Annotated in this window: 24 protein-coding genes; 10 read left to right on the top strand and 14 right to left on the bottom strand. The window is 45.9% G+C overall.

Annotation, left to right across the window (positions count from 1 at the left end; all coding sequences use genetic code 11):
* Positions 1-109: 109 nt before the first annotated feature.
* Positions 110-523, top strand: coding sequence for a YwpF-like family protein (locus AB447_RS21845; protein ID WP_048354077.1), 414 nt, complete (start codon positions 110-112; stop codon positions 521-523).
* A 33-nt stretch (positions 524-556) separates the two neighbouring features.
* On the opposite strand, the gene mscL is transcribed toward AB447_RS21845, so the two are convergent.
* The 6 genes from mscL to spoIIID all read right to left on the bottom strand — a co-directional run bounded on the left by mscL (position 557) and on the right by spoIIID (position 4,985).
* Positions 557-943, bottom strand: a complete 387-nt coding sequence (gene mscL, locus AB447_RS21840) for a large conductance mechanosensitive channel protein MscL (RefSeq protein WP_048354078.1) — start codon at positions 941-943, stop codon at positions 557-559.
* A gap of 69 nt (positions 944-1,012) precedes the next feature.
* A complete protein-coding gene (gene fabZ / locus AB447_RS21835) occupies positions 1,013-1,447 on the bottom strand; it encodes a 3-hydroxyacyl-ACP dehydratase FabZ (protein WP_048354079.1) in 435 nt (144 codons plus the stop codon).
* Positions 1,448-1,631: 184 nt separating this feature from the next.
* Positions 1,632-2,459: a flagellar hook-basal body protein gene (locus AB447_RS21830; protein ID WP_048354080.1), complete on the bottom strand. Its 828-nt coding sequence runs from the start codon at positions 2,457-2,459 to the stop codon at positions 1,632-1,634.
* A gap of 28 nt (positions 2,460-2,487) precedes the next feature.
* Positions 2,488-3,327: a flagellar hook-basal body protein gene (locus AB447_RS21825; RefSeq protein ID WP_048354081.1), complete on the bottom strand. Its 840-nt coding sequence runs from the start codon at positions 3,325-3,327 to the stop codon at positions 2,488-2,490.
* A 184-nt stretch (positions 3,328-3,511) separates the two neighbouring features.
* Complete coding sequence (gene mbl, locus AB447_RS21820) at positions 3,512-4,513, bottom strand: cell shape-determining protein Mbl (RefSeq protein ID WP_006639357.1); 1,002 nt, start codon at positions 4,511-4,513, stop codon at positions 3,512-3,514.
* A 196-nt stretch (positions 4,514-4,709) separates the two neighbouring features.
* Entirely contained in the window at positions 4,710-4,985 is a 276-nt protein-coding gene (gene spoIIID, locus AB447_RS21815) for a sporulation transcriptional regulator SpoIIID (RefSeq protein WP_006639358.1), read from the bottom strand.
* A gap of 335 nt (positions 4,986-5,320) precedes the next feature.
* Between spoIIID and AB447_RS21810 the strand changes: the two genes are divergently transcribed.
* The 3 genes from AB447_RS21810 (at position 5,321) to AB447_RS21800 (ending at position 7,654) form a co-directional block, all read left to right on the top strand.
* Positions 5,321-5,749 (top strand): MarR family winged helix-turn-helix transcriptional regulator, encoded by a 429-nt coding sequence (locus tag AB447_RS21810; RefSeq protein WP_048354082.1) that lies wholly within the window; start codon positions 5,321-5,323, stop codon positions 5,747-5,749.
* A gap of 3 nt (positions 5,750-5,752) precedes the next feature.
* Positions 5,753-6,946, top strand: a complete 1,194-nt coding sequence (locus AB447_RS21805; protein WP_048354083.1) for an MFS transporter — start codon at positions 5,753-5,755, stop codon at positions 6,944-6,946.
* A gap of 135 nt (positions 6,947-7,081) precedes the next feature.
* Entirely contained in the window at positions 7,082-7,654 is a 573-nt protein-coding gene (locus tag AB447_RS21800; protein ID WP_048354084.1) for an undecaprenyl-diphosphatase, read from the top strand.
* 39 nt (positions 7,655-7,693) lie between these two features.
* On the opposite strand, the gene AB447_RS21795 is transcribed toward AB447_RS21800, so the two are convergent.
* Positions 7,694-8,623 (bottom strand): manganese-dependent inorganic pyrophosphatase, encoded by a 930-nt coding sequence (locus tag AB447_RS21795; RefSeq protein ID WP_048354085.1) that lies wholly within the window; start codon positions 8,621-8,623, stop codon positions 7,694-7,696.
* 132 nt (positions 8,624-8,755) lie between these two features.
* A complete protein-coding gene (locus AB447_RS21790) occupies positions 8,756-9,583 on the bottom strand; it encodes a manganese catalase (RefSeq protein WP_048354086.1) in 828 nt (275 codons plus the stop codon).
* A gap of 142 nt (positions 9,584-9,725) precedes the next feature.
* On the opposite strand from AB447_RS21790, the gene AB447_RS21785 reads away from it, so the two are divergent.
* A complete protein-coding gene (locus AB447_RS21785) occupies positions 9,726-10,451 on the top strand; it encodes a YqjF family protein (protein WP_057957747.1) in 726 nt (241 codons plus the stop codon).
* Positions 10,452-10,494: 43 nt separating this feature from the next.
* Here AB447_RS21785 and AB447_RS21780 read toward each other — a convergent pair whose 3' ends face one another.
* Both AB447_RS21780 and AB447_RS21775 read right to left on the bottom strand, forming a co-directional pair.
* Positions 10,495-10,905, bottom strand: coding sequence for a CBS domain-containing protein (locus AB447_RS21780; protein ID WP_048354087.1), 411 nt, complete (start codon positions 10,903-10,905; stop codon positions 10,495-10,497).
* Between the two features lie 66 nt (positions 10,906-10,971).
* A complete protein-coding gene (locus AB447_RS21775) occupies positions 10,972-11,925 on the bottom strand; it encodes a magnesium transporter CorA family protein (protein ID WP_048354088.1) in 954 nt (317 codons plus the stop codon).
* 158 nt (positions 11,926-12,083) lie between these two features.
* Between AB447_RS21775 and AB447_RS21770 the strand changes: the two genes are divergently transcribed.
* The 4 genes from AB447_RS21770 (at position 12,084) to AB447_RS21755 (ending at position 15,980) form a co-directional block, all read left to right on the top strand.
* A complete protein-coding gene (locus AB447_RS21770; RefSeq protein ID WP_048406821.1) occupies positions 12,084-13,382 on the top strand; it encodes a hemolysin family protein in 1,299 nt (432 codons plus the stop codon).
* Between the two features lie 155 nt (positions 13,383-13,537).
* The gene (locus AB447_RS21765; RefSeq protein WP_048354089.1) at positions 13,538-14,749 is read left to right on the top strand and encodes an ammonium transporter; all 1,212 of its coding nucleotides are present in this window, start codon (positions 13,538-13,540) and stop codon (positions 14,747-14,749) included.
* 18 nt (positions 14,750-14,767) lie between these two features.
* On the top strand, positions 14,768-15,118 hold the full coding sequence (locus AB447_RS21760; protein ID WP_046130347.1) for a P-II family nitrogen regulator: 351 nt from the start codon (positions 14,768-14,770) through the stop codon (positions 15,116-15,118).
* Between the two features lie 469 nt (positions 15,119-15,587).
* Positions 15,588-15,980: a hypothetical protein gene (locus AB447_RS21755; RefSeq protein WP_048354090.1), complete on the top strand. Its 393-nt coding sequence runs from the start codon at positions 15,588-15,590 to the stop codon at positions 15,978-15,980.
* Between the two features lie 398 nt (positions 15,981-16,378).
* On the opposite strand, the gene AB447_RS21750 is transcribed toward AB447_RS21755, so the two are convergent.
* The 3 genes from AB447_RS21750 to AB447_RS21740 all read right to left on the bottom strand — a co-directional run bounded on the left by AB447_RS21750 (position 16,379) and on the right by AB447_RS21740 (position 18,568).
* Positions 16,379-16,951: an ATP-dependent Clp protease proteolytic subunit gene (locus AB447_RS21750; RefSeq protein WP_048354091.1), complete on the bottom strand. Its 573-nt coding sequence runs from the start codon at positions 16,949-16,951 to the stop codon at positions 16,379-16,381.
* Positions 16,952-16,964: 13 nt separating this feature from the next.
* On the bottom strand, positions 16,965-17,573 hold the full coding sequence (locus AB447_RS21745; protein WP_048354092.1) for an RNA polymerase sigma factor: 609 nt from the start codon (positions 17,571-17,573) through the stop codon (positions 16,965-16,967).
* Between the two features lie 131 nt (positions 17,574-17,704).
* Positions 17,705-18,568: a stage II sporulation protein SpoIIQ gene (locus AB447_RS21740; protein WP_048354093.1), complete on the bottom strand. Its 864-nt coding sequence runs from the start codon at positions 18,566-18,568 to the stop codon at positions 17,705-17,707.
* Between the two features lie 144 nt (positions 18,569-18,712).
* Between AB447_RS21740 and AB447_RS21735 the strand changes: the two genes are divergently transcribed.
* Positions 18,713-19,231 carry a GNAT family N-acetyltransferase gene (locus AB447_RS21735; RefSeq protein ID WP_057957746.1) on the top strand — a complete coding sequence of 173 codons (519 nt, stop codon included), beginning with the start codon at positions 18,713-18,715 and terminating at the stop codon, positions 19,229-19,231.
* A 30-nt stretch (positions 19,232-19,261) separates the two neighbouring features.
* Here the strand turns inward: AB447_RS21735 and AB447_RS21730 are convergent, their stop codons facing one another.
* Positions 19,262-19,708, bottom strand: coding sequence for a YwnF family protein (locus tag AB447_RS21730; RefSeq protein ID WP_048354094.1), 447 nt, complete (start codon positions 19,706-19,708; stop codon positions 19,262-19,264).
* Positions 19,709-19,884: the final 176 nt, after the last annotated feature.

Below are 19,884 nucleotides of genomic sequence, written 5' to 3'. Positions count from 1 at the left end.
TAAAAATATTAGTATTATACCAGTAAACAAAACAAACAGCGTTTACAGGCTTTTAACCTGAATATGCTATAATGGTATTACAACTATTGAAGCTTGTGAGGTGAAAGCAGTGAAAACCTTTAGGCTTATTGATTTGAAAATCGTGCGCCAGGATGATTCGGCAAAACGGCTTGAGGAGTTCCCCCTGATCGACGGCCTGATCATTAACAAGGAAGACGGAGAAAACCATTGGATGGTCGAAGGGCTTGTCTCCAAGGAGTATCGATATTTTTTTGAATACCTTTTACAAGAAGGCAAAGAAGTGAAGGCGTTCGTAACAATTACCAAGAAGAGCAACCGGCCCGCCCAGCTTTTAGCAAAAGTAAAAAACATTACGGTCCTCGGAGAGCATGTCTCCGTTTTAATGAACGGCAAAATGGTGAGTTCCAAGCTGAGAAAGGATTCCGACAAGATTTTAGAAGGGTTGATCAAAGAAGGGTATACCGGGGATCAGCTTCTTGAAGCGTTCAAACAAAATATTTAGAAAAGGCTGTCCTGTAAAAGCGACAGCCTTTTTTTATGAATGGTTCACGCGCTTTTTTAACAGGTCGCGAATCTCTTTGAGAAGTTCTTCCTGGGGATCAGGCCCGGCTTCTTTCTCCTCCTGAAGTTCTTTCTTCTTCTTCAGTTTAGACAAATACCGGACAAAAATAAAAATTGAAAATGAAATGATAAAGAAGTTGACGATTGTCTGAATAAACATCCCGTACTTGATTTGGGCATCGCCGAATGTAAAGGAGAGCGCTGAAAAGTCCAGACCCCCGAGCACAAGACCAAAGAGGGGCAATATGATGTCATTGACGAGCGAGGTTACGATTTTTCCAAAAGCGCCTCCGATAATCACCCCGATGGCAAGATCGATCACATTTCCCTGGATCGCAAAGCTTTTAAAATCTTTCCACATACAAGAATCACCTTCTCTGCTTCATAATAAAAAAACAAATGGGTTCATCCAAAAACCCATCTGTTCGGATTATTCCTGTTTTTCTCCGAGCGAAAACATCAGCTCTGCTTCACAAACGATTTCCCCGTCTACTGTTGCGACTCCTTTTCCTTTGCCGATCGAGCCGCGGAAACGGGTGACTTCAAGCTCCAGATGAAGCTGGTCGCCCGGTTTGACTTGTCTTTTGAAACGGCAGCTGTCAATTCCTGCGAAAAACGCAAGTCTTCCGCGGTTCTCTTCCTTCATCAAAAGGGCAACAGCTCCCATTTGCGCCAGCGCTTCTACAATTAAAACACCCGGCATAACTGGGTAATTTGGAAAATGCCCGTTGAAAAATTCTTCATTTGCTGTGACGTTTTTATAACCCGCAGCCCGCTTCCCTTCCTCTACTTCTGTCACCCGGTCGATGAGCAAAAAAGGGTAGCGGTGGGGAATAATGTCTTTAATTTGCTGAGTATCAAGCATTGCCTTGACATCTCCTTTTTTTAAAAAATATGTATAGAACGACGAGCCCTGGGCTCATTCTGTACATCTGGAAGTATATTATGAAACGGCTTCTTTTTCAACTTAGGCATTCATTACCATCGTAAAGAGCGCGCTTCGCTGCAATAAAAAAGAAGCCGGTTCGGCCGGCTCCTTTTTGGATGTGTCAGCGCACTGAATTGATCAGCCCCATCATTTGATCCCCCATTGTGACCGCGCGCGAATTCATTTCGTACGACCGCTGGGAGGCGATAAGATCCGTCATTTCCTTTGACACGTCAACGTTCGACGCTTCAAGGGAACCTTGCTTTATGGATATCTCCTGCCGTCCGGCTCCGGTTAAATTGATGAGGGCAGTTGCTCTTAAATTATCGTCAACAGAAAAAAGGTTGCCGCCTTCCGCTGCCAGCGCTTGAGGCTTTACCGCCCGGACGATGCCCAAATTAAACCGCAATGGCGCTTCTCCTTCATTCCCTGACGATACGGTAATCGTTCCGTTTTTATCGACTTGAACATTTTGATAGCGCCTGTCAAAGCGGATGGCATTTCCGTTCTCATCAAGTACGGAATGCCCGTCTGCCGTCATAAGCTGCACTTGATTGGCATTTCCGGCGACAGTGCTCAAGGTAAACGCCCCGTCTCTCGTATATTGAACTTCGCCGTCGACATCCACCTGGAAGTATTGGTAAGGGGAGGTTAGGGCGAAATCCAGGTTCCGTCCCGTCTCCTTCAGGCTTCCCTGGCTGTTTGTCAGCTTGTCTACCGCGAGCGCGCCGACGCCGAGCCGGAGTCCAGGCGGCGTCTTCCTGCTTTGGGCTACTTCATTGTTCTTCTCGTCTACTTGTTCAATCTGTTGTCTGACAAGCTCTGAAAAGCTTGTATTGACCGCCTTGTATCCCGTCGTATCCAGATTGGCAAGGTTATGACTGATATTATTCATCTGCTTTTGCAGCTCATTCATTGTGTTTGAAGCTGTTATCATCGATCTTAGCATTTATTCCAACATCCTCCGTTTGCGTATGTTATACGATTTTGCCGATGTCGTTGGCTGCTCTGTCCATGCTTTTATCATAAGCCTGAAGAACTTTTTGGTTTGCTTCAAACGAGCGGTAGGCAGCGGTCATTTCCGTATAGTCTCTTGTCACATCAACATTTGAGCGTTCTGTCATCCCCTGCTTGATCGAATAGCTGACGGCCGGGTTTGCGGCTGCACTTGGCAGCTCCTGTCCGTTTTCAGTCCGGTACAAATCGTTTCCTTCCTTGGCCAAATTTCTTGTGTCAAGCGAGATCCTGACGTCGATCGTTCCAAGGTTCCGGCCGTTTTCGGACACGGTTCCATCCTCAGCCACTTTAAAATTCTCGCTATCCACGGCAATCGGCCGGCCGTCTGTGGAAAGGACGACATTTCCGTTGATCGTCAGTTCGTTGTTTTCATTTAACGAAAAATTGCTGCTTCTCGAATAGCGGATATCGCCGCTCCCCAGTCTGACAGCATAGAAAAGGGCCGCTTTATCATTGGTTTGCTGGTTTACAGGAACCTCTTTTTCACTGATCGCAATATTTGTCGGCTCATTTGTGCTTTGCAGATCGCCTTGCGAAAAAAGCGGTGTGAGCTCCTGCATGTAAACTCCCGTATTTAAAGCACCGATCGGCGTCTGCTTTGTAAAGGAGTGGGATCCGCTGTCCGTCTGAAAGGAATCGGACTCCATCCGGCTCAGAAGCATTTCCGGAAACGCGCGAATGGAACCTTGATCTTCCTTATAACCCGGTGTATTTGCATTTGCGATATTATTCGTCAGCATTTCCGTGCGCCGCTGCTGGGTAATCATCGCCGACGCTGCGGTGTAAAGTCCTTTTAACATGATTTCACCTCAGGATTTGTTCTTTAGACGGACATCCCGGCCGTCCACAAATTTTCATTTACAAAATAAGAACATTTGTTCTATAATAATATTAAAGATTCTATCCTTTTTATCGTCAGTGTTACGATTATATTTAAGCTTTTCATAAAAAAACCTCATTCTTAAAAAAGAATGAGGTCTATGCTCAGCTTAATTTGCGTTTCGGAAGCTTGTCCATATTATCCAGCATGACGCCTGTTCCGACAGCAACGCAATCCATCGGATTTTCAGCAACGAGCACCGGCACTTTCAGCTCTTCTGCAAGAAGCTGGTCAAGGCCGTTCAGCAATGCGCCTCCTCCGGTGATGATAACGCCTCGGTCAATGATGTCAGCTGAAAGTTCAGGAGGCGTTCTTTCAAGCACCTGTTTGGCAGCTTGTACGATAACGGATACCGATTCGCGAAGCGCTTCTTCCACTTCTTTGCTCGTTACCGTAATGGTTCTAGGCAGCCCTGTGACCATGTCACGGCCGCGGATGGAGATTTCCTCATGACGTGCGTCTGGGAAAACAGTTGCGACTTTGATCTTAATGTCTTCAGCTGTCCGTTCGCCGATTAACAGCTTGTATTCGCGTTTAATGTAATTTAAAATTTCAAGATCAAACTTGTCCCCAGCCATTTTAATAGAAGAGGCGGTGACAATATCGCCCATTGAGATGACCGCGATATCTGTCGTTCCACCGCCGATATCCACTACCATGTTTCCGCTAGGCTGAAAAATGTCCATACCTGCGCCGATTGCGGCAACCTTAGGCTCTTCCTCAAGATACACATGCTTTCCGCCGCTTTTTTCAGCAGCTTCCTTAATGGCTTTCTGCTCTACGGATGTAATATTTGTAGGGCAGCAAATGAGCATGCGCGGCTTTGAGAAAAGGCCCTTCACATTCAATTTGTTGATGAAATGCTTCAGCATGGCTTCTGTTACTTCAAAGTCTGCAATTACGCCGTCTTTTAATGGACGTATCGCAACAATATTCCCAGGTGTACGTCCAACCATTCTCCTTGCTTCTTCGCCGACAGCAAGCACTTTCCCGGTGTTTTTGTCAAGAGCGACAACTGAAGGCTCATTTAAGACAATCCCTTTTCCTTTTACATGGATCAGCACGTTCGCTGTACCAAGGTCAATACCAATATCCCTTGCAAACATCTATCTATATCCTCCTCGAAATCTGTTTCACAGCAATGTCCACATTCTGCCCTAATTATATATTTTATCATAAAAATTAGAAAAAAAAGCATCCTTGTGAAAGTTCTTCACAATTTTTTGTGGCTTTTTATCGACAAGCAGACGGAGGATACCGGGAAATGATGAGAAATGCCCTTTATTACTGGTCCATTATGCCCTATTGCACGGGTTCCCTTTCAAGGATTTCCTCTTTCTTGTATTTTAGTTTTGTTGCTTCCCCGCCCCGCAAATGTCTGATTGATTTATGATAATCAAGAATTTCTTTTACTTCATTGGCTAAATCAGGATTAATTTCAGGCAGCCTTTCTGTCAAATCCTTGTGTACGGTACTTTTGGAAACACCAAACTCCTTCGCGATCACACGAACCGTTTTTTTTGTCTCCACGATGTACTTCCCTATCTTGATTGTTCGCTCTTTGATGTAATCGTGCACACCACTCGACCTCCCTAAAATGGATGTGAGAAGTGTGAAATGAGATCCGTATGCTGAAAGAAAATACTATTTATACAGCTGCTTCGTTTTAAGCTATTCCAAGTAGAATTTTGAAATACTCCCACGATCCCTCACCTCAAACACTCTCTTTGTTAGGTTTGTATCAGTGTATTAGCATTGAAATGGGATTATGCTAAAAACTCAAGGAGGACAAGGGGTTTATCAAGACATTTTTATTTCGGCTTCGAAAATTTTTGCTTTACAGGTTGTAGGACATCCAGTAAAATGAATAAAGTTTATTATTTACCTAGGTAAGTATTTTCAGAGGGGTTTATATGGAACACATCAACCGGACGATCATTCACCAAATCAATCAAAGTGCGCGGATGCTTTCAAAAAAAACGAATGAACAGCTTGAGGCCTACGGACTTTTCGGAGCTCAATGGTCAATCTTGTACTGCCTTCATACGTATGGCCCGATGACTCAAAAAGACATTTGGTCGTATTTGCACGTTGAAGCGCCGACCGTAACGCGAACGATCAACCGCCTTGAAAAAAACGGCTGGGTGCAAAGGATACAAGGCGAAGATAAAAGGGAAAAAGTCGTAAAAATGACGGACGAAGCCGCGGTTAAATATGACGAGATTCAGTTGAAAATAAAAGAATTTGAAGAAGAAATGCTTTCGGGATTTGATGAGAAGGATAAAAAAACGTTCCAGCGTTTATTACATCAACTGCTGACATACAACAAGAAGGAGCTGTAGCCTATGAAACAATCGGAACCCATTTGGACTAAAGATTTTATCATGGTTGTTCTGATGAATTTGTTTATTTTTGTATATTTTTATGCCTTGTTAACGATTTTGCCGGTCTACACGATGCAAGAGCTCGGCGGAACGGAGTCACAGGGAGGTCTTTTGATCAGCGGATTTTTGCTTTCCGCGATTTTTGCAAGGCCGTTTTCAGGCGCAATAATCGAGCGGTTCGGGAAAAAAAGAATGGCGCTCGTCAGCGTCATACTCTTTACGCTTTCGTCTCTCCTTTTCATATCCGTTCAAAATATTTACGTATTGCTCGGAATCCGCTTTTTCCAAGGCATTTGGTTCAGCATCATTACCACGGTAACGAGTGCGATTGCAGCCGATTTGATTCCGCCGGCACGCCGCGGCGAAGGTCTCGGCTACTTTGCCATGTCCATGAACCTGGCGGTCGTCATCGGGCCGTTTATCGCCTTGAACCTGCTTGACAAAATCAGCTTTACCGCTCTGTTTGCGCTGTTTTCCGGAATCGTCGCCTTCGGAATCCTTTGCACGGCTCTGGTGCGGATTCCAAAAGAAGACGACACGACTTCCGCTGTCTTCAAATTGTCGTTTTCCAATATGTTTGAAAAAGGGGCGATGCGGATCGCCATCGTCGGCTTGTTTGTTTCTTTTTGCTATTCGAGCGTCATTTCGTTCATTTCGGTTTACGCAAAATCTCTCGGCCTGATTCAAACGAGCAGCTATTTCTTTATGGTTTTCGCGGTAGCGATGATGGTGACACGGCCGTTCACCGGAAAATTATATGATAGAGTCGGTCCCGGCGTCGTCATTTATCCGTCCATTATCCTTTTTAGCATCGGGCTTTGCCTGCTCGCTTTTACGAACAGCGGCGCGATGCTTCTGCTTTCAGGGGCGGTCATCGGCATGGGCTACGGTTCGATTACCCCTTGCCTGCAGACGCTGGCGATCCAAGCCTCTCCGCAGCACCGGAGCGGCTATGCGACGGCCACTTATTTCACCTTATTCGATTCAGGAATCGCGGTCGGGTCCTTCGTGTTCGGCCTGATTGTCGCACAAACCGGTTTTTCCAATATCTATTTATTCTCAGGCGTCTTCGTTCTCGTCAATCTGTTCCTGTATACGTGGAGCCGGAAACCGGCCTTGCTGAAGGAGAAGAGAAATATATCGGTAGCCGATTGATCGGTTCACCGTCTTGCCGGGCTTGCCATAGGCCCGGCTCTTTTTCGTTTAACATGAAACTTTTATGAATGCAGTTTCGTCCCCTAACTGTCCGGGAAAAATAGGATTCTATTAAAAATACTGAAAGGTGATTTTGTGAACTACGAATTATTTAAAGCTATCCATAATCTATCACATCACAGCACCATTCTTGACGGCATGATGATTTTCATATCGGAAAAGGCGATTTATCTATATGCCCTTATGCTGCTGGCCATATGGCTCTTCGGAGGCCATTCCTACAAAAAAAGCGTTCTTCAGGCAGGATTTACAGGGATTTTGGGCCTTGTATTCAACTATTTAATTACATTGATTTACCAGGAGCCGCGCCCTTTCGTCGCCCACCATGTCGATGTGCTGATTCATCACGCCGCAGATGCGTCGTTCCCGAGCGATCATACAACTGGTGCTCTGGCAATTTCTATCGCATTCTGGCTCGTCCACCGCAAAATCGGAACCTTTATGATCGCCTTCGGTTTGCTGACAGGCTTCTCCCGCATTTGGGTCGGTCATCACTATCCGGTTGATGTTTTAGGAAGCATCCTGGTAGCGATTTTGGTGTCGCTCATTGTGCTTAAATTTTCCAAATACCTGCACCCGATTTTCGATTGGATCATTTCGCTCTACGATTCTATCGTGCGCCGGGTGAGAAAATTGATTTTCAGATAATAACAAAAGCCCGGACGTCGATGTCCGGGCTTTTGTTTACTATCCTTTTAGTGATTCTGTCAGCGGCGGAACGATTTGTTTTTTACGGGAAACGACGCCTTTTAACGTCGCTGTGTTATCCGCCAATGTGACATTGAACGCTTTTTCAACGGCCTGTGCGGCTTGTCCTGAAACGACGACAACCGAATCATTCGTTAGAATGTCCGTTACGACAAAGACGAATAAATCCAATCCTTTTTCAGCAACCACTTTTGCAAGCTCTGCTTCGACCTCTTCTTTGCGGGAAAGGACATCGTTTGTGTCGACCGTATTCACTTGGGCAATCTCTACTTTATGGCTGCCCATTGTAAATTCTTTGACATCGAGCGACAGAAGCTGCGGAATCGTTTTCGCGCTCAGGTCGGCACCGGCTTTCAGCATGTCCAGGCCGTAGCTTTCAGCGTCAACTCCTGCAATTTCAGCCAATTCTTTCGCCGCTTTTACGTCTTCATCCGTGCAAGTCGGAGATTTAAATAACAGCGAGTCTGAGATGATCGCAGACAGCATGAGTCCGGCCGTTCCTTTTTCAATATCGACTCCGTTTTCTTTATAAAGCTTTTTTAAAATCGTTGCCGTGCATCCTACAGGCTCAGCGCGGTAGTACAATGGATCACTCGTTTCAAAATTGGCGATCCGGTGGTGGTCAATGACTTCCAGCACGCGCACCTGATCCAGATCATTGACGCTTTGCTGGCGCTCATTATGGTCAACAAGGATGACGCTGTCCGTTTCGTTGGCAACGGTCTCGACAAGGCGCGGAACTTCCGCTTTGAATTGATCGAGCGCATATTGGGTTTCGCCGTTGATTTCGCCTAAACGGACGGGTTCTGCATCAACGCCGAGCTTTTTTTTCAGTTCGGCATATGCAATCGCTGAACAAATCGTATCCGTGTCCGGATTTTTGTGCCCAAAAATAAGAACTTTACTCATGATATGACTCCTTACTTGTTTTTTTATAGTTAGCTTACCTGACAATGAAAAGATCTGCAAACCTGTCACTTATTTTATAATATTTGAGCGGAAATTTGAATTTTTTTAAAAAGAAAAAGAGCCGTTCGGCTCTTAAAGTCGTTCATCAGCGGGAGGCGTGTTGTGGCTCTGTTTTGGAGCGGGCTTCAACTCGGGTTTTTCTCCGTAGGCGACAGGACCGTTCTCGTATTCGAACGGCGCTCCGTCCGGCGCGTCTTCCTTCAGCCAATCAAGCCCGGCGCTTTCTTCTCCTTCTGAAAAGTTATACAGCGTATGCGCAAATTCGTCTTTCTCACATTCTTTCGGAAGCGTGCCAGGCACGACAACGCCTTCTTTCTCTTCTAAATCCCTGATTGCAGCAATCCATTGGTTCTGATGCATCGTATCGCGCGCCAGCAGAAAGCCGAGCATATCCTTTACGCCTTTGTCATCGGTCATTTCGTATAGTCTGGCCACCTGCAGCCTGCCCTGTGATTCCGCATTGACGTTTGCGCGCATGTCGGCAAGGAGATTTCCGCTGGCGACGATATAACCTGCATTCCAAGGGACGCCTGTGCTGCTTTCCGGCATAGCGCCGAGCCCTGAAACGATGGCATGATGAGGGTTCATCCCTCCCATGACAGAACCGATCACCGGATCTTCCGCAGCTTTCTCCTGCTCGTAGACGGGAGCATCTTCCAGCAACCTCGCAATCATCGTTGCGATCATTTCGACGTGACCGATTTCTTCAGCTGCCGTATCCATGAGCAAATCTTTGTATGCTTCGTTGCCTCTCGTGTTCCAGCCCTGAAACAGATACTGCATCGCCACCGAAATTTCACCGTACTGTCCGCCGAGAATCTCCTGCATCTTCTTGGCAAAAACGGGATCCGGCTTATCAGGCTTTGCCGGATATTGAAGAACCTTCGAATGTTTGAACAATCCAGTCACTCTCCTTCGCTTATTTTTGAACCTGTATTTGATATATCCCGCGAAGAGAGAAGTAAAACCGCAAAATGCGCTGCTTTAATCGTTTAAAAAAGACCATTTTATACATAATAAACGAAAAAGGAGAGTGTCGCTTGTGATGCCGAACACATCGCACAGGCCGTTCCCGCTTCCAAAAGGACCCTGGATGATGGCTCAGACGTGGAATGATGTATTGTTCGCCCATTGGCCTGCCGAGCCTGAGCTGATTCGCGAAAAAATACCGGCCGCCTTGGAACTGGAGACGTTCAACGGAAAGGCCTGGATCGGGATTCTTCCTTTTCTGCTGACGAATCTGCGGCCGCGCTTTTTGCCGCCCCTCCCCTTTTTCAGCCGATTTCCTGAGCTGAATGTCCGAACGTACGTGACCTATCGAGGGATACCGGGCGTTTATTTTTTCAGCCTTGATGCCGCTTCCCGCTTCGCCGTTTTAGGCGCGCGAACGTTTTTCCGCCTGCCGTATTACCATGCCGGCATGGACTTTGTTCACGAAGGAAGCCGTGTTCGGTTTTCCAGCAGAAGACCTGATGGAAAAGCAGCTTTCTCCGTTCGCTACGGAGCGATGTCCAACTCCTTCACCGCCCGGAAAGGCACGATCGAATACTGGCTGACTGAAAGGTATCGGCTATACACCCTACAGAACAGCCGGATCTATTATGCAGACATCCATCACCCGCAATGGAGGCTCCAGCAGGCTGAAGCCGACTTTTCCCAAAATAACGCAGCTTCGGCAAGCGGCCTCACTCTTGCGGATACCGCTCCGCTTCTCCACTACGCCAAAAGGCAGCACGTTGTATGCTGGCCGCTTCGGCGGGTGCGCTAAAATATGACAAAAGGAAGAGCGCAGATACGCTCTTCCTCAACGTTTAAGCCGGTTTTGATATTTCGCTTAAAGCTTCTCCCGCTTTCTGATCAGCAGCATTTGTCACTGAAAGGTCCCCCAGCGCAACGATTCCGACCAGCCGTTCATTTTCGACGATCGGCAGCCTGCGAATTTGATGCTCAGCCATCAGCTCGCCGGCTTCCTCCGCCGTCATCTCTGGATCACCCGTCACCAATTCTGTGCTCATGATATCCTGTGCAGGTGCCTCAATGACATTTTCAGCGACGCATCTAATTACGATATCGCGGTCTGACACGATTCCTACCAATTTGCCATTCTCGCAAACCGGGATGGAGCCGACATTTTGGTCGCGCATTTTCTCTGCAACTTCTGTAACGGACGCGGAAGGTTCACAGCACTCGGCATTCGGTGTCATCAAGTCTTTCAGCTTCACTTTGGATTCCTCCTTTATCATTGGTGTAGTATGTGCTTTTCCGAAAAAAGCGGCTCTTAAACGTCTTTAAAAGTACTCTTTCTTTTTGATATATTTCTTTTTATCCTTCAACAAATCACCGGTCCATCCTTTCTTTTTCAAATACAGATAAACCAGCACGGTTGAACCGGCTATCAAAATCAGCGAATACAAATAGCCGTGTTTGAAAGAGAGCTCGGGCATATTCTCGAAATTCATTCCCCACAGCGCGCCGAAAGCCGTCACAGGCGTAAACAACGTCGTGAAAATGGTCAACGCTTTAAAAATTTCATTTCCCCTGTGGGATGTCACCACTTCTTCGGAATGGAGCAGATAATTAATATCGCCTGCATAGTCTTTGATCAGCGTCAGCACTCTGTCAATCTCGTAAAACGTCCGGCGCTGTTCAGCTTCGTCGAAGTTTTTGAATACAAATGTTTCCTGAATGGTCATCGCGATTTTTTTCATCGTCATCACAAGGCTTTTCATGATCAATAGCTCATGGCGCAGCTTGTGGATCGCCTCGATGATGCTTTTATTGTTATCATGATGAAATTTCCATTTTAATGTCCGAAGGTCGTTTTCAAACTGCTCAAGCTCCTTGAAATACGCGTGCACCAATTCCCCCGCCAGCGCCAAAAACGCTTCAGGCGCATTCTTGCACCGTTTAAGCCGATGCCGCATCCGCTTATCGCTGAAGCCTTCAAAAACAGAAAAATCGAAGTTCATCGTAAAAAAATAGTCCTTTGTCACGTAAAAGTGGAAAACAGAACGGTCGTGCTCTTCTTTCGCATCCTGCTGATAAATCAGTGAGCCGTACAGCGCCTCATGATCAGCGGACACAACATCGATATCCAGACAATTTACGTTTTCCGAAGGAACGCCTTGAAACCATTTCCGGCATTCCGGCCAGTGTTCGGAATCGATAAGCTCAAGCGCTTTTGTTTTTTCCTGAGGGCCGAGCTGATACCAATTCCATCCGTCTCCATAAGCAATCTTCATATTCTCATTTCCTCCTGTTCACCTTCGCTTATTGTTCTTTGCCCCCAGCCCCCGAAACTAAACCTGATGTTTGTCCTGCAACTGCATGTGGTATGAAGCCAGTATGATATTGATTCGAAAAAAGGAGGTGTGCGCCTTCTGTTTCGGAAGGCCTTGCATTGGATTTTGTAAAACTGGCGGCAGTGGCGATTTTAATCGCGCTCACGGGGTTTTTCGTAGCGGTTGAATTCGCTATCGTTAAAGTGAGAAGGACAAAAATCGACCAATTGATCGTCGAAAAAAGAAAGGGAGCGCTTGCCGCAAAAGAAGTAACCTCACATCTTGATGAATACTTATCGGCCTGTCAGCTCGGGATAACGGTGACGGCGCTCGGCCTCGGATGGCTCGGTGAACCGACGATGCAAAGCCTGCTGCATCCCGTTTTTGCAGCACTCGGCTTGCATGAGTCTGTCACGCACGTGCTCACGTTTTTGGCCGCTTTTTTGATCGTCACCTATTTGAACGTGGTGATCGGCGAACTGGCGCCTAAAACGTTCGCCATCCAGAAAGCGGAGAACATCACGCTGCTGTTTGCAAGGCCGATGATCTTGTTTTACAGGGTAATGTTTCCGTTTATTTGGCTGCTCAATCAATCGGCCCGCGTCATCACCGGAATGTTCGGGGTAAAGCCGGCCGCAGGGCACGAATTGGCCTATACGGAGGAAGAGCTGAGAACCCTTTTGTCTGAAAGCTACCAAAGCGGAGAAATTAATCAAAACGAATTAAAATACGTGAACAACATTTTCAAATTCGATGAACGGATGGCAAAAGAAATCATGGTTCCCCGGAATGAAATGACCGTCTTGTCTCTTGAAGACGGTACGGAAAAGGCAAAACGGCTGATCAAGAAAACGAAGCATACCCGGTTTCCGGTGGTACAGGAAGACAAGGACCACATCATCGGGATGATCAACATGAAAGAATGGCTGCTCGCTGAGCTTGCAGGCAAGGCTTCCTTTGAAACCGGCCAGCTTAAGAAGTTTATCCATCCCGTCATTCGCGTGATCGAAACGATTCCCGTCTATCAGCTGTTCGCCAAAATGAGGAAGACACGCACACATATGGCGATTCTCGTCGATGAATACGGAGGAACGTCCGGTCTGGTAACGATTGAAGACATCATCGAGGAAATCGTCGGCGACATACGCGATGAGTTTGATACCGATGAAGTGTCAGACATTCGCAAAATCAAAGAAGACCACTACATCCTGAACGCCAAAGTACTTGTCAGCGATGTAAACGATCTGCTCGGGATCCATTTGTCAGATGAAGAAATCGATACAATCGGCGGCTGGTTTCTGACACAAAACGTCGACACCGGGCCCGGAACCGAGATTCAATGCGACGGCTACAATTTTAAAGCGAAAGAAATGGACGGCCACCGGATCGTCTGGATCGAAGTGACAAAGACGGAATAAGGCGGTTTTTGACGCTTGTCTCAGACGAACCGTTTCCCTCCTGCTGCTTTTCTCCCAAAAAACCATGTTAGGAAATCTCACATGTTCGTCATGATATCGTCCTTTTATCACTATAATTGAAAAAAACATCACTTTTTACGACGGAGGAATGTAACATGCAAATGGGGGATACAGTATTCATGTTCTTTTGCGCTCTGCTCGTGTGGCTGATGACGCCGGGCATCGCTTTATTTTACGGGGGACTGGTAAGAAGCAAAAACGTGCTGAGCACGGTGATGCACAGTTTGTCATCGATCGCGATCGTTTCGGTCATATGGATTTTGTTCGGATATTCTCTCGCTTTCGCACCGGGGAATCCCCTGATCGGAGGCTTTGAATGGCTCGGGCTGCACGGAGTCGGATTTGACCCGAATTCCGATTATTCAGAGACGATTCCGCATACACTCTATATGATGTTCCAATTGACGTTCGCTGTGCTCACGACGGCGATTATTTCCGGAAGCTTTGCTGAACGGATGCGTTTTCCGGCCTTTATTCTGTTTTCGGTGCTGTGGGTCGTGCTTGTCTACTCTCCTGTCGCCCACTGGGTATGGGGCGGAGGCTGGCTTGCAGAATTGGGAGCCCTTGATTTCGCGGGCGGAAACGTCGTCCACATTTCATCAGGCGTCGCCGGACTTGTCGTTGCGATCGTGCTCGGCAAGCGGAAAAACATCAGCGACACGGCACCCCACAATTTGCTTTTGACATTGCTGGGCGCGGCGCTGATCTGGTTCGGGTGGTTCGGGTTTAACGTCGGAAGCGCACTGACCCTTGATGAAGTGGCGATGACCGCTTTCATCAACACCAATACGGCAGCGGCCGCCGGAGTGATCGGCTGGGTCCTGGTCGAATGGCTGATCAATAAAAAACCGACAATGCTCGGAGCGGTCTCCGGCGCCATTGCGGGACTTGTCGCAATTACACCGGCCGCCGGTTTCGTCATTCCGTTCGCTTCTGTTTTTATCGGATTTGTAGGCGGCGCCGTCTGTTTCTGGGGCGTGTTTTCTCTCAAGAAGAAATTCGGCTACGATGATGCGCTTGACGCATTCGGCCTTCACGGAATCGGCGGAACGTGGGGAGGCATTGCAACCGGCTTATTTGCCACTACATCGATTAATTCGAACGGAGCCGACGGCCTGTTCTACGGAGACATCAGCCTGCTTTGGAAACAGCTGATTGCGATTCTTTCAACATATGTGTTTGTTGCAATTGTCACTTACGTTATTATAAAAGTAGTCAGCATTTTCTTTAAGCTTCGTGCAACCGAAGAGGAAGAGTCTCTCGGGCTCGACCTTACGATGCACGGCGAAAAAGCGTATCAAGATTAATTGTCAGGGAGTGATGTAATGAGCGGTCAAATGTATAAGGTTGAAATCGTAACGCGTCCTACAAACTTTGAAGAGCTGAAAACCGAACTGGCCAAAATCGGGGTAACTTCCATTACATTTTATAATGTCCACGGATGCGGCCTGCAAAAAGGACATACAGAGCTTTACCGCGGCGTCAAGCGGGAAAGCAATGTATATGAACGCTTAAAAGTCGAAATCGTCGTCAGCAAGGTGCCTGTCGAAAAGGTCGCCGAGACGGCGCAAAAGGTGCTCAAAACCGGCGAACCCGGAGACGGCAAAATCTTTATTTACGAAATTCAAAACACGATTAACATCCGTACGGGCGAAGAAGGGCCCGACGCTTTATAAACGATTGAAGCTCCCGGCGTAACAGTGCCGGGAGCTGTTTTTATTTAGATTGGCAAACATAACAACTTGAATTTATTTTTCAAAAATCTTTCCCGGCGGCTTGGAACAGCTGTCCAAAAGCTTAGATATCTTCTTTTTTAATCCCAATAAAAATCATTTCCGACGATCGCTCGTTGCGTGCGGGGGCTGATAAAATAATTCAACTAATGATAGGTTATTTCTATAGGCCGGTTTGTATTTCCCAGCAAAAGTGATATTGAACAGCACGTTTCCGAGAGAAATTTTCTTGCTTGTCTCATCAAAATGTTCTTCCAAGCCCATCATCTTGAATTTGAATCACTACTAATCTAAAAACCATTCTCAGGGAAAATTATTTATGATGTAGAATTTTTTTCTATTTTTATTGATTATTTTAGTAACTATGTTAATATAACATAGTTGCTAAAATAGAAAAGAAAGGGAGTTTAAATTGAAAAAAATTGCAATTTCACTATTTACGGCTGCTCTTTTGCTAGTTGTATGTTTCGCTAGCAGTTCAGAAGCATTTGCTATGTCTTCAAAAGGAGCAATTAAATTTAAGACAGATGCTAATACATATTCAAAACATGCTACTTCTATTGTTGTCACAGGCACCTTGCGTGAAGATAATGACAATGGTTATGTAGTATATCTGTATAAAAAGGGCCGAACTACCCCGGTAAAAATGATAGAAGTAGATCATAAGATCGGCACACGTAATTTCAGGGCAGTTTTCTCAACTAAAAATATTCCGGCAGGCAAGTACGATGTAATTGTAGCACAGAGCTGGGGATATAAAGATTGGCATGGAGAGCTGCAACATTATATTACAGTTCAGCATTAAAATTAATGACAGATTAGAATCATAAAAGCTTAGCTTTAAAACAATTTACTACAAAAGTGCGAATTGAGGATGAATGATAAAAAGTTCTTGGACTTTTTATCATTCATTTTTATAGTTTTCTTAGCAGATAGAAATCGTACGGCATTATCTCCTCCCAAGAAAGCTATTCCTCAGCTGTAAATCCCTTTGATTGATGCGATGAGATCTGTACAAAAGTCTATGCTGCTACAACAATCATGAAATCCCCCCTTACTGTTAATAATGAACGTCTACGATTTAAACAAAACAGGGGGATTTTCAAAGGATTTCAATATCGCATACTTACAATTGAGAGGGCTGCATCAAAACCTTTCTAAAAGGAAACATGTTGAATACCATAAGGTTCTAAAGATTATTTTTCACAAAACTGCATCGACAATACCGTAAGCCTTCGCTTCTTTGGCATCCATAAAATAATCGCGTTCCATGTCTTCTTTTAGTTTTTCAAGCGGCTGACCCGTCCGTTCATGGAAGAACTGCTGGATTTTCTCCTTCAGTTTAATGATCCGCCTTGCGGAAATCTCCATGTCCGTCGCCTGTCCTTTGACGCCGCCGAGCGGCTGGTGGATCATGATTTCGCTGTTTTTAAGGGCAAACCGCTTTCCTTTCGTTCCGCCCGCAAGGATGATCGCCCCCATCGAAGCAGCCATCCCGACGCAGATCGTGCGAATATCAGGCTTCACGTACTCCATCGTATCTAAAATCGCATATCCGGCAGAGGTTGATCCGCCGGGGCTGTTGATATAGACCGAAATGTCCTTTTCATTGTCCTCCGCCGACAAAAACAGCAGCTGGGCGGTGACGCGATTGGCGAGATCGTCCGTAAATTCAGATCCGATCATTATGATGCGGTCTTTCAAAAGCCTTGAAAAAATATCGTAGGATCTTTCTCCTGCCGCTGTTTTTTCAATAACATAAGGAATGGTGTTCATGCCTTTTAGCCTCCTAGGCAGCACACCTCATCATGCTTATGCAGGACGGCTGCGAAGCGCTCGAAAGCCAGGTCCGCTTTGCGTATTCAAGCAGGCGGTCCGGATCGTGGCGCAAAATCGCGTCGATCAAGAGCCTTTCGTGCTCTGAACCGCTCTCACTGATCGCCTCCCTCTGAAGAACGTCAGATGAAAGCCTTTTGACACGCTGGCGCGACCTGAATAAAAGCGATTTGACGGATGATTCCGGTTTGCCGAGCGTTTCGGCGATTTCATGCAGCTGGTAGTAAAACACGTCCTTGAGCAAAAAGATCGTTAATTGCTTCGGCGTTAATTCGGCCGCGAGATGTTTCAGCAGATGCTCACATTCGTCCGCAGCCCTTATTTCTTCCGTCTGCCCTCCTGCCTGATCTGCGCCCGAAAGAAAGCACTCGCGCTTTCTTTTTCGAATCCGGTCAATCCATTTATGCTTTGCAACCGTTTTTTGATAAGCAGGCGAGGCGTCTGCTTGATTAATTTCTATTAATTTCAGGATCGTATCCTGAGCCAAATCCTCAGCATCCCATTTGTCACCGGTGATCATCATGCAGTATTTCATCAGCGCTTTTTGTTTTAATTCATTCATGAATGAATTCACACTCCTTAAAGAGGCCTCTTACTTTAATAAACGGATTGCCCTTTCGATTTGATACGGGTTTTTTAAAACATTGTAACAAAAAAACGCCTATCTGATTTGATAGGCGTAAACGGTTTGTGTTACGGCTGTGTTGAATCTTTTGTCTGGCCCTCATCCTGAGCGCCTGAATCGTCAGTTGAATCTTCCCTTTTTGTTTTTCCTTCAGTGTCGTCTTTCGCTTTTTCTTCCGTTTTTGCTTTTTCCTCAACGGAAGGCTGGGCAGGTTGTTTCACTTCAGAAGCTTGCTTTTCCATTGCCTTTTCAATGCTTGACACCGGCTTGTCCATGAAGTTCAGCGGGTTTAAAGCAACTCCGTCTTTGCGGATTTCAAAATGAACATGGTTTCCGCCTTCTTCATTATAAAGGTTTTTGCCTGCTTTTCCGATGACTTGATTTTGCTCGATTTTGTCACCCTGCTTAACGCTCACTTCAGAAAGGGATTGATACACGGTTGATAGCCCGTCTTCATGCTCGATTTCAACAACATAGCCCAACACTGGATCTTTAGCAGCCTTGATGACAGTACCGCTGAGAGATGCGGAAACATCGAACGTTTTTCCGTCTTTCTCTGCCAAGTCGATACCTTTGCTCATGCTATACGTGTTATCATAGTTTACAAGTGCTGCTTCTTTCTCTTCTTTAGATGCATTTGTTTCAAAGAATTTTTTCACGACAGTTACATTCTCAGAATCAACGACCGGCATTACGACATTTTCGACCGGTTTTCCCACTTCTACCGCGTCATCACGGTTGTCGTAGGCTGACTTTCCGTCATCCGCCAGCTTATCTTTCACATCGTTATTGGATGCTGATTGATACCAAAGAACAGCTGTTAAAACAACGACGGCACTGATCAGATAGATGGCCGGAAATACCCAGCGCCTGCGAAAAAACCTTTGCAGCTTTGTGATTTTGGAAGTACGATTCTTTTCTTCCTCTTTCATGCTTTCATCACCTCAGCAACATTCTGAACACTTTTCAGAAAATATATACATTTACAAAAAACTTTTTTTATTGAACCGATTTTTAGCAGCCAGCCGGACCGGACGCTTACAATAAAAACGGACAAGAAAGGACAGAATAAGATCATGAAATTGCGCATCGCCAAAAAAGAAGACCTTCACACAGTCGTAGACATTTATAATTCCACCATTGCTTCCCGGATGGTTACGGCCGATACAGAACCTGTGACAGTTGAAGATAAGCTCGGCTGGTTTTTGGGCCATACAGAAGCAAGGCCGCTGTATATCGTCGAAAACGACGCGCAGGAGTGCATCGGCTGGATCAGCTTTGAATCGTTTTACGGACGGCCGGCATACGCAAAAACCGCAGAGATCAGCATCTACCTTCACGAAGCCCGCCGCGGAAAAGGGATGGGATCGGCCGTTTTAAAAAAAGCGCTTGATCAAGCGCCGAAGCTCGGAATCCGTTCATTGATGGCGTTTATATTCGCCCATAATGAACCGAGCATCAGCCTTTTTCAAAAACACGGATTTTCAGAATGGGGTAATTTTCCAGGCATCGCCGAGATGGACGGCAATCGCTACGATTTAAAAATATTGGGGAAAGAATTGAATGAAGCGGGGCATCTTGACGTTACAACGTAAAAAAGAGCTGTCCATCAGCTCTTTTTCATTTTACAATTCAGCAAGGTGCTGCCTTCTGCTTTCTTCTTCATTTAAAAACTCCATGAAATTGCTCATCACCGTAAACGGCTGCTCTTTTACCGCCGTGACATAGCGGGTTTTCCGCTCATCGGAAAGCACTTCGCTTTTTTGCATCCGTTCGAGAATATACTGAAACACCTTTTGCTGGACATTTCTTTTTTGATATGACGACTCCCTGATCAAGGCCATTCCAAAGGCTGCGCCTAATGCGGCGATACCGATTTTGACGAAGGTTTCCGTACCGAAATGAGTCTCTCCCCAGAAGGATGACAGATAAACGAGAGAGATAACGAGCAGCGGAACCGCTGTAAAAAGAAAGATCAGCCGTTTCTTTAATATCGGGGCAGCAACCTGTTTCAGGTTTTCCATTTCTTTTCTCATAAAGGCGGGCATTTGATTAAATGTTTCAAGATCCATAAACATCCCTCCTGCTTGAATGTTACAACAGAAATTCGTACTTTTTATATTTATATCGTAACTTAGTTCTAACATGTTTTACAGTTTTTTGCCTTATAGCTCACTTTTTAAAGAAACCTTCCTGCTTTTTTCTCGTATAACATGACATGGTTGCTTGAAAGATAAGTTACTGATAT

The organism is Bacillus glycinifermentans (assembly GCF_001042475.2).
Lineage (GTDB): Bacteria > Bacillota > Bacilli > Bacillales > Bacillaceae > Bacillus > Bacillus glycinifermentans.
The sequence above is the reverse complement of the archived record's forward strand: the minus strand, read 5'-3'. Positions and strand labels throughout refer to the sequence as shown.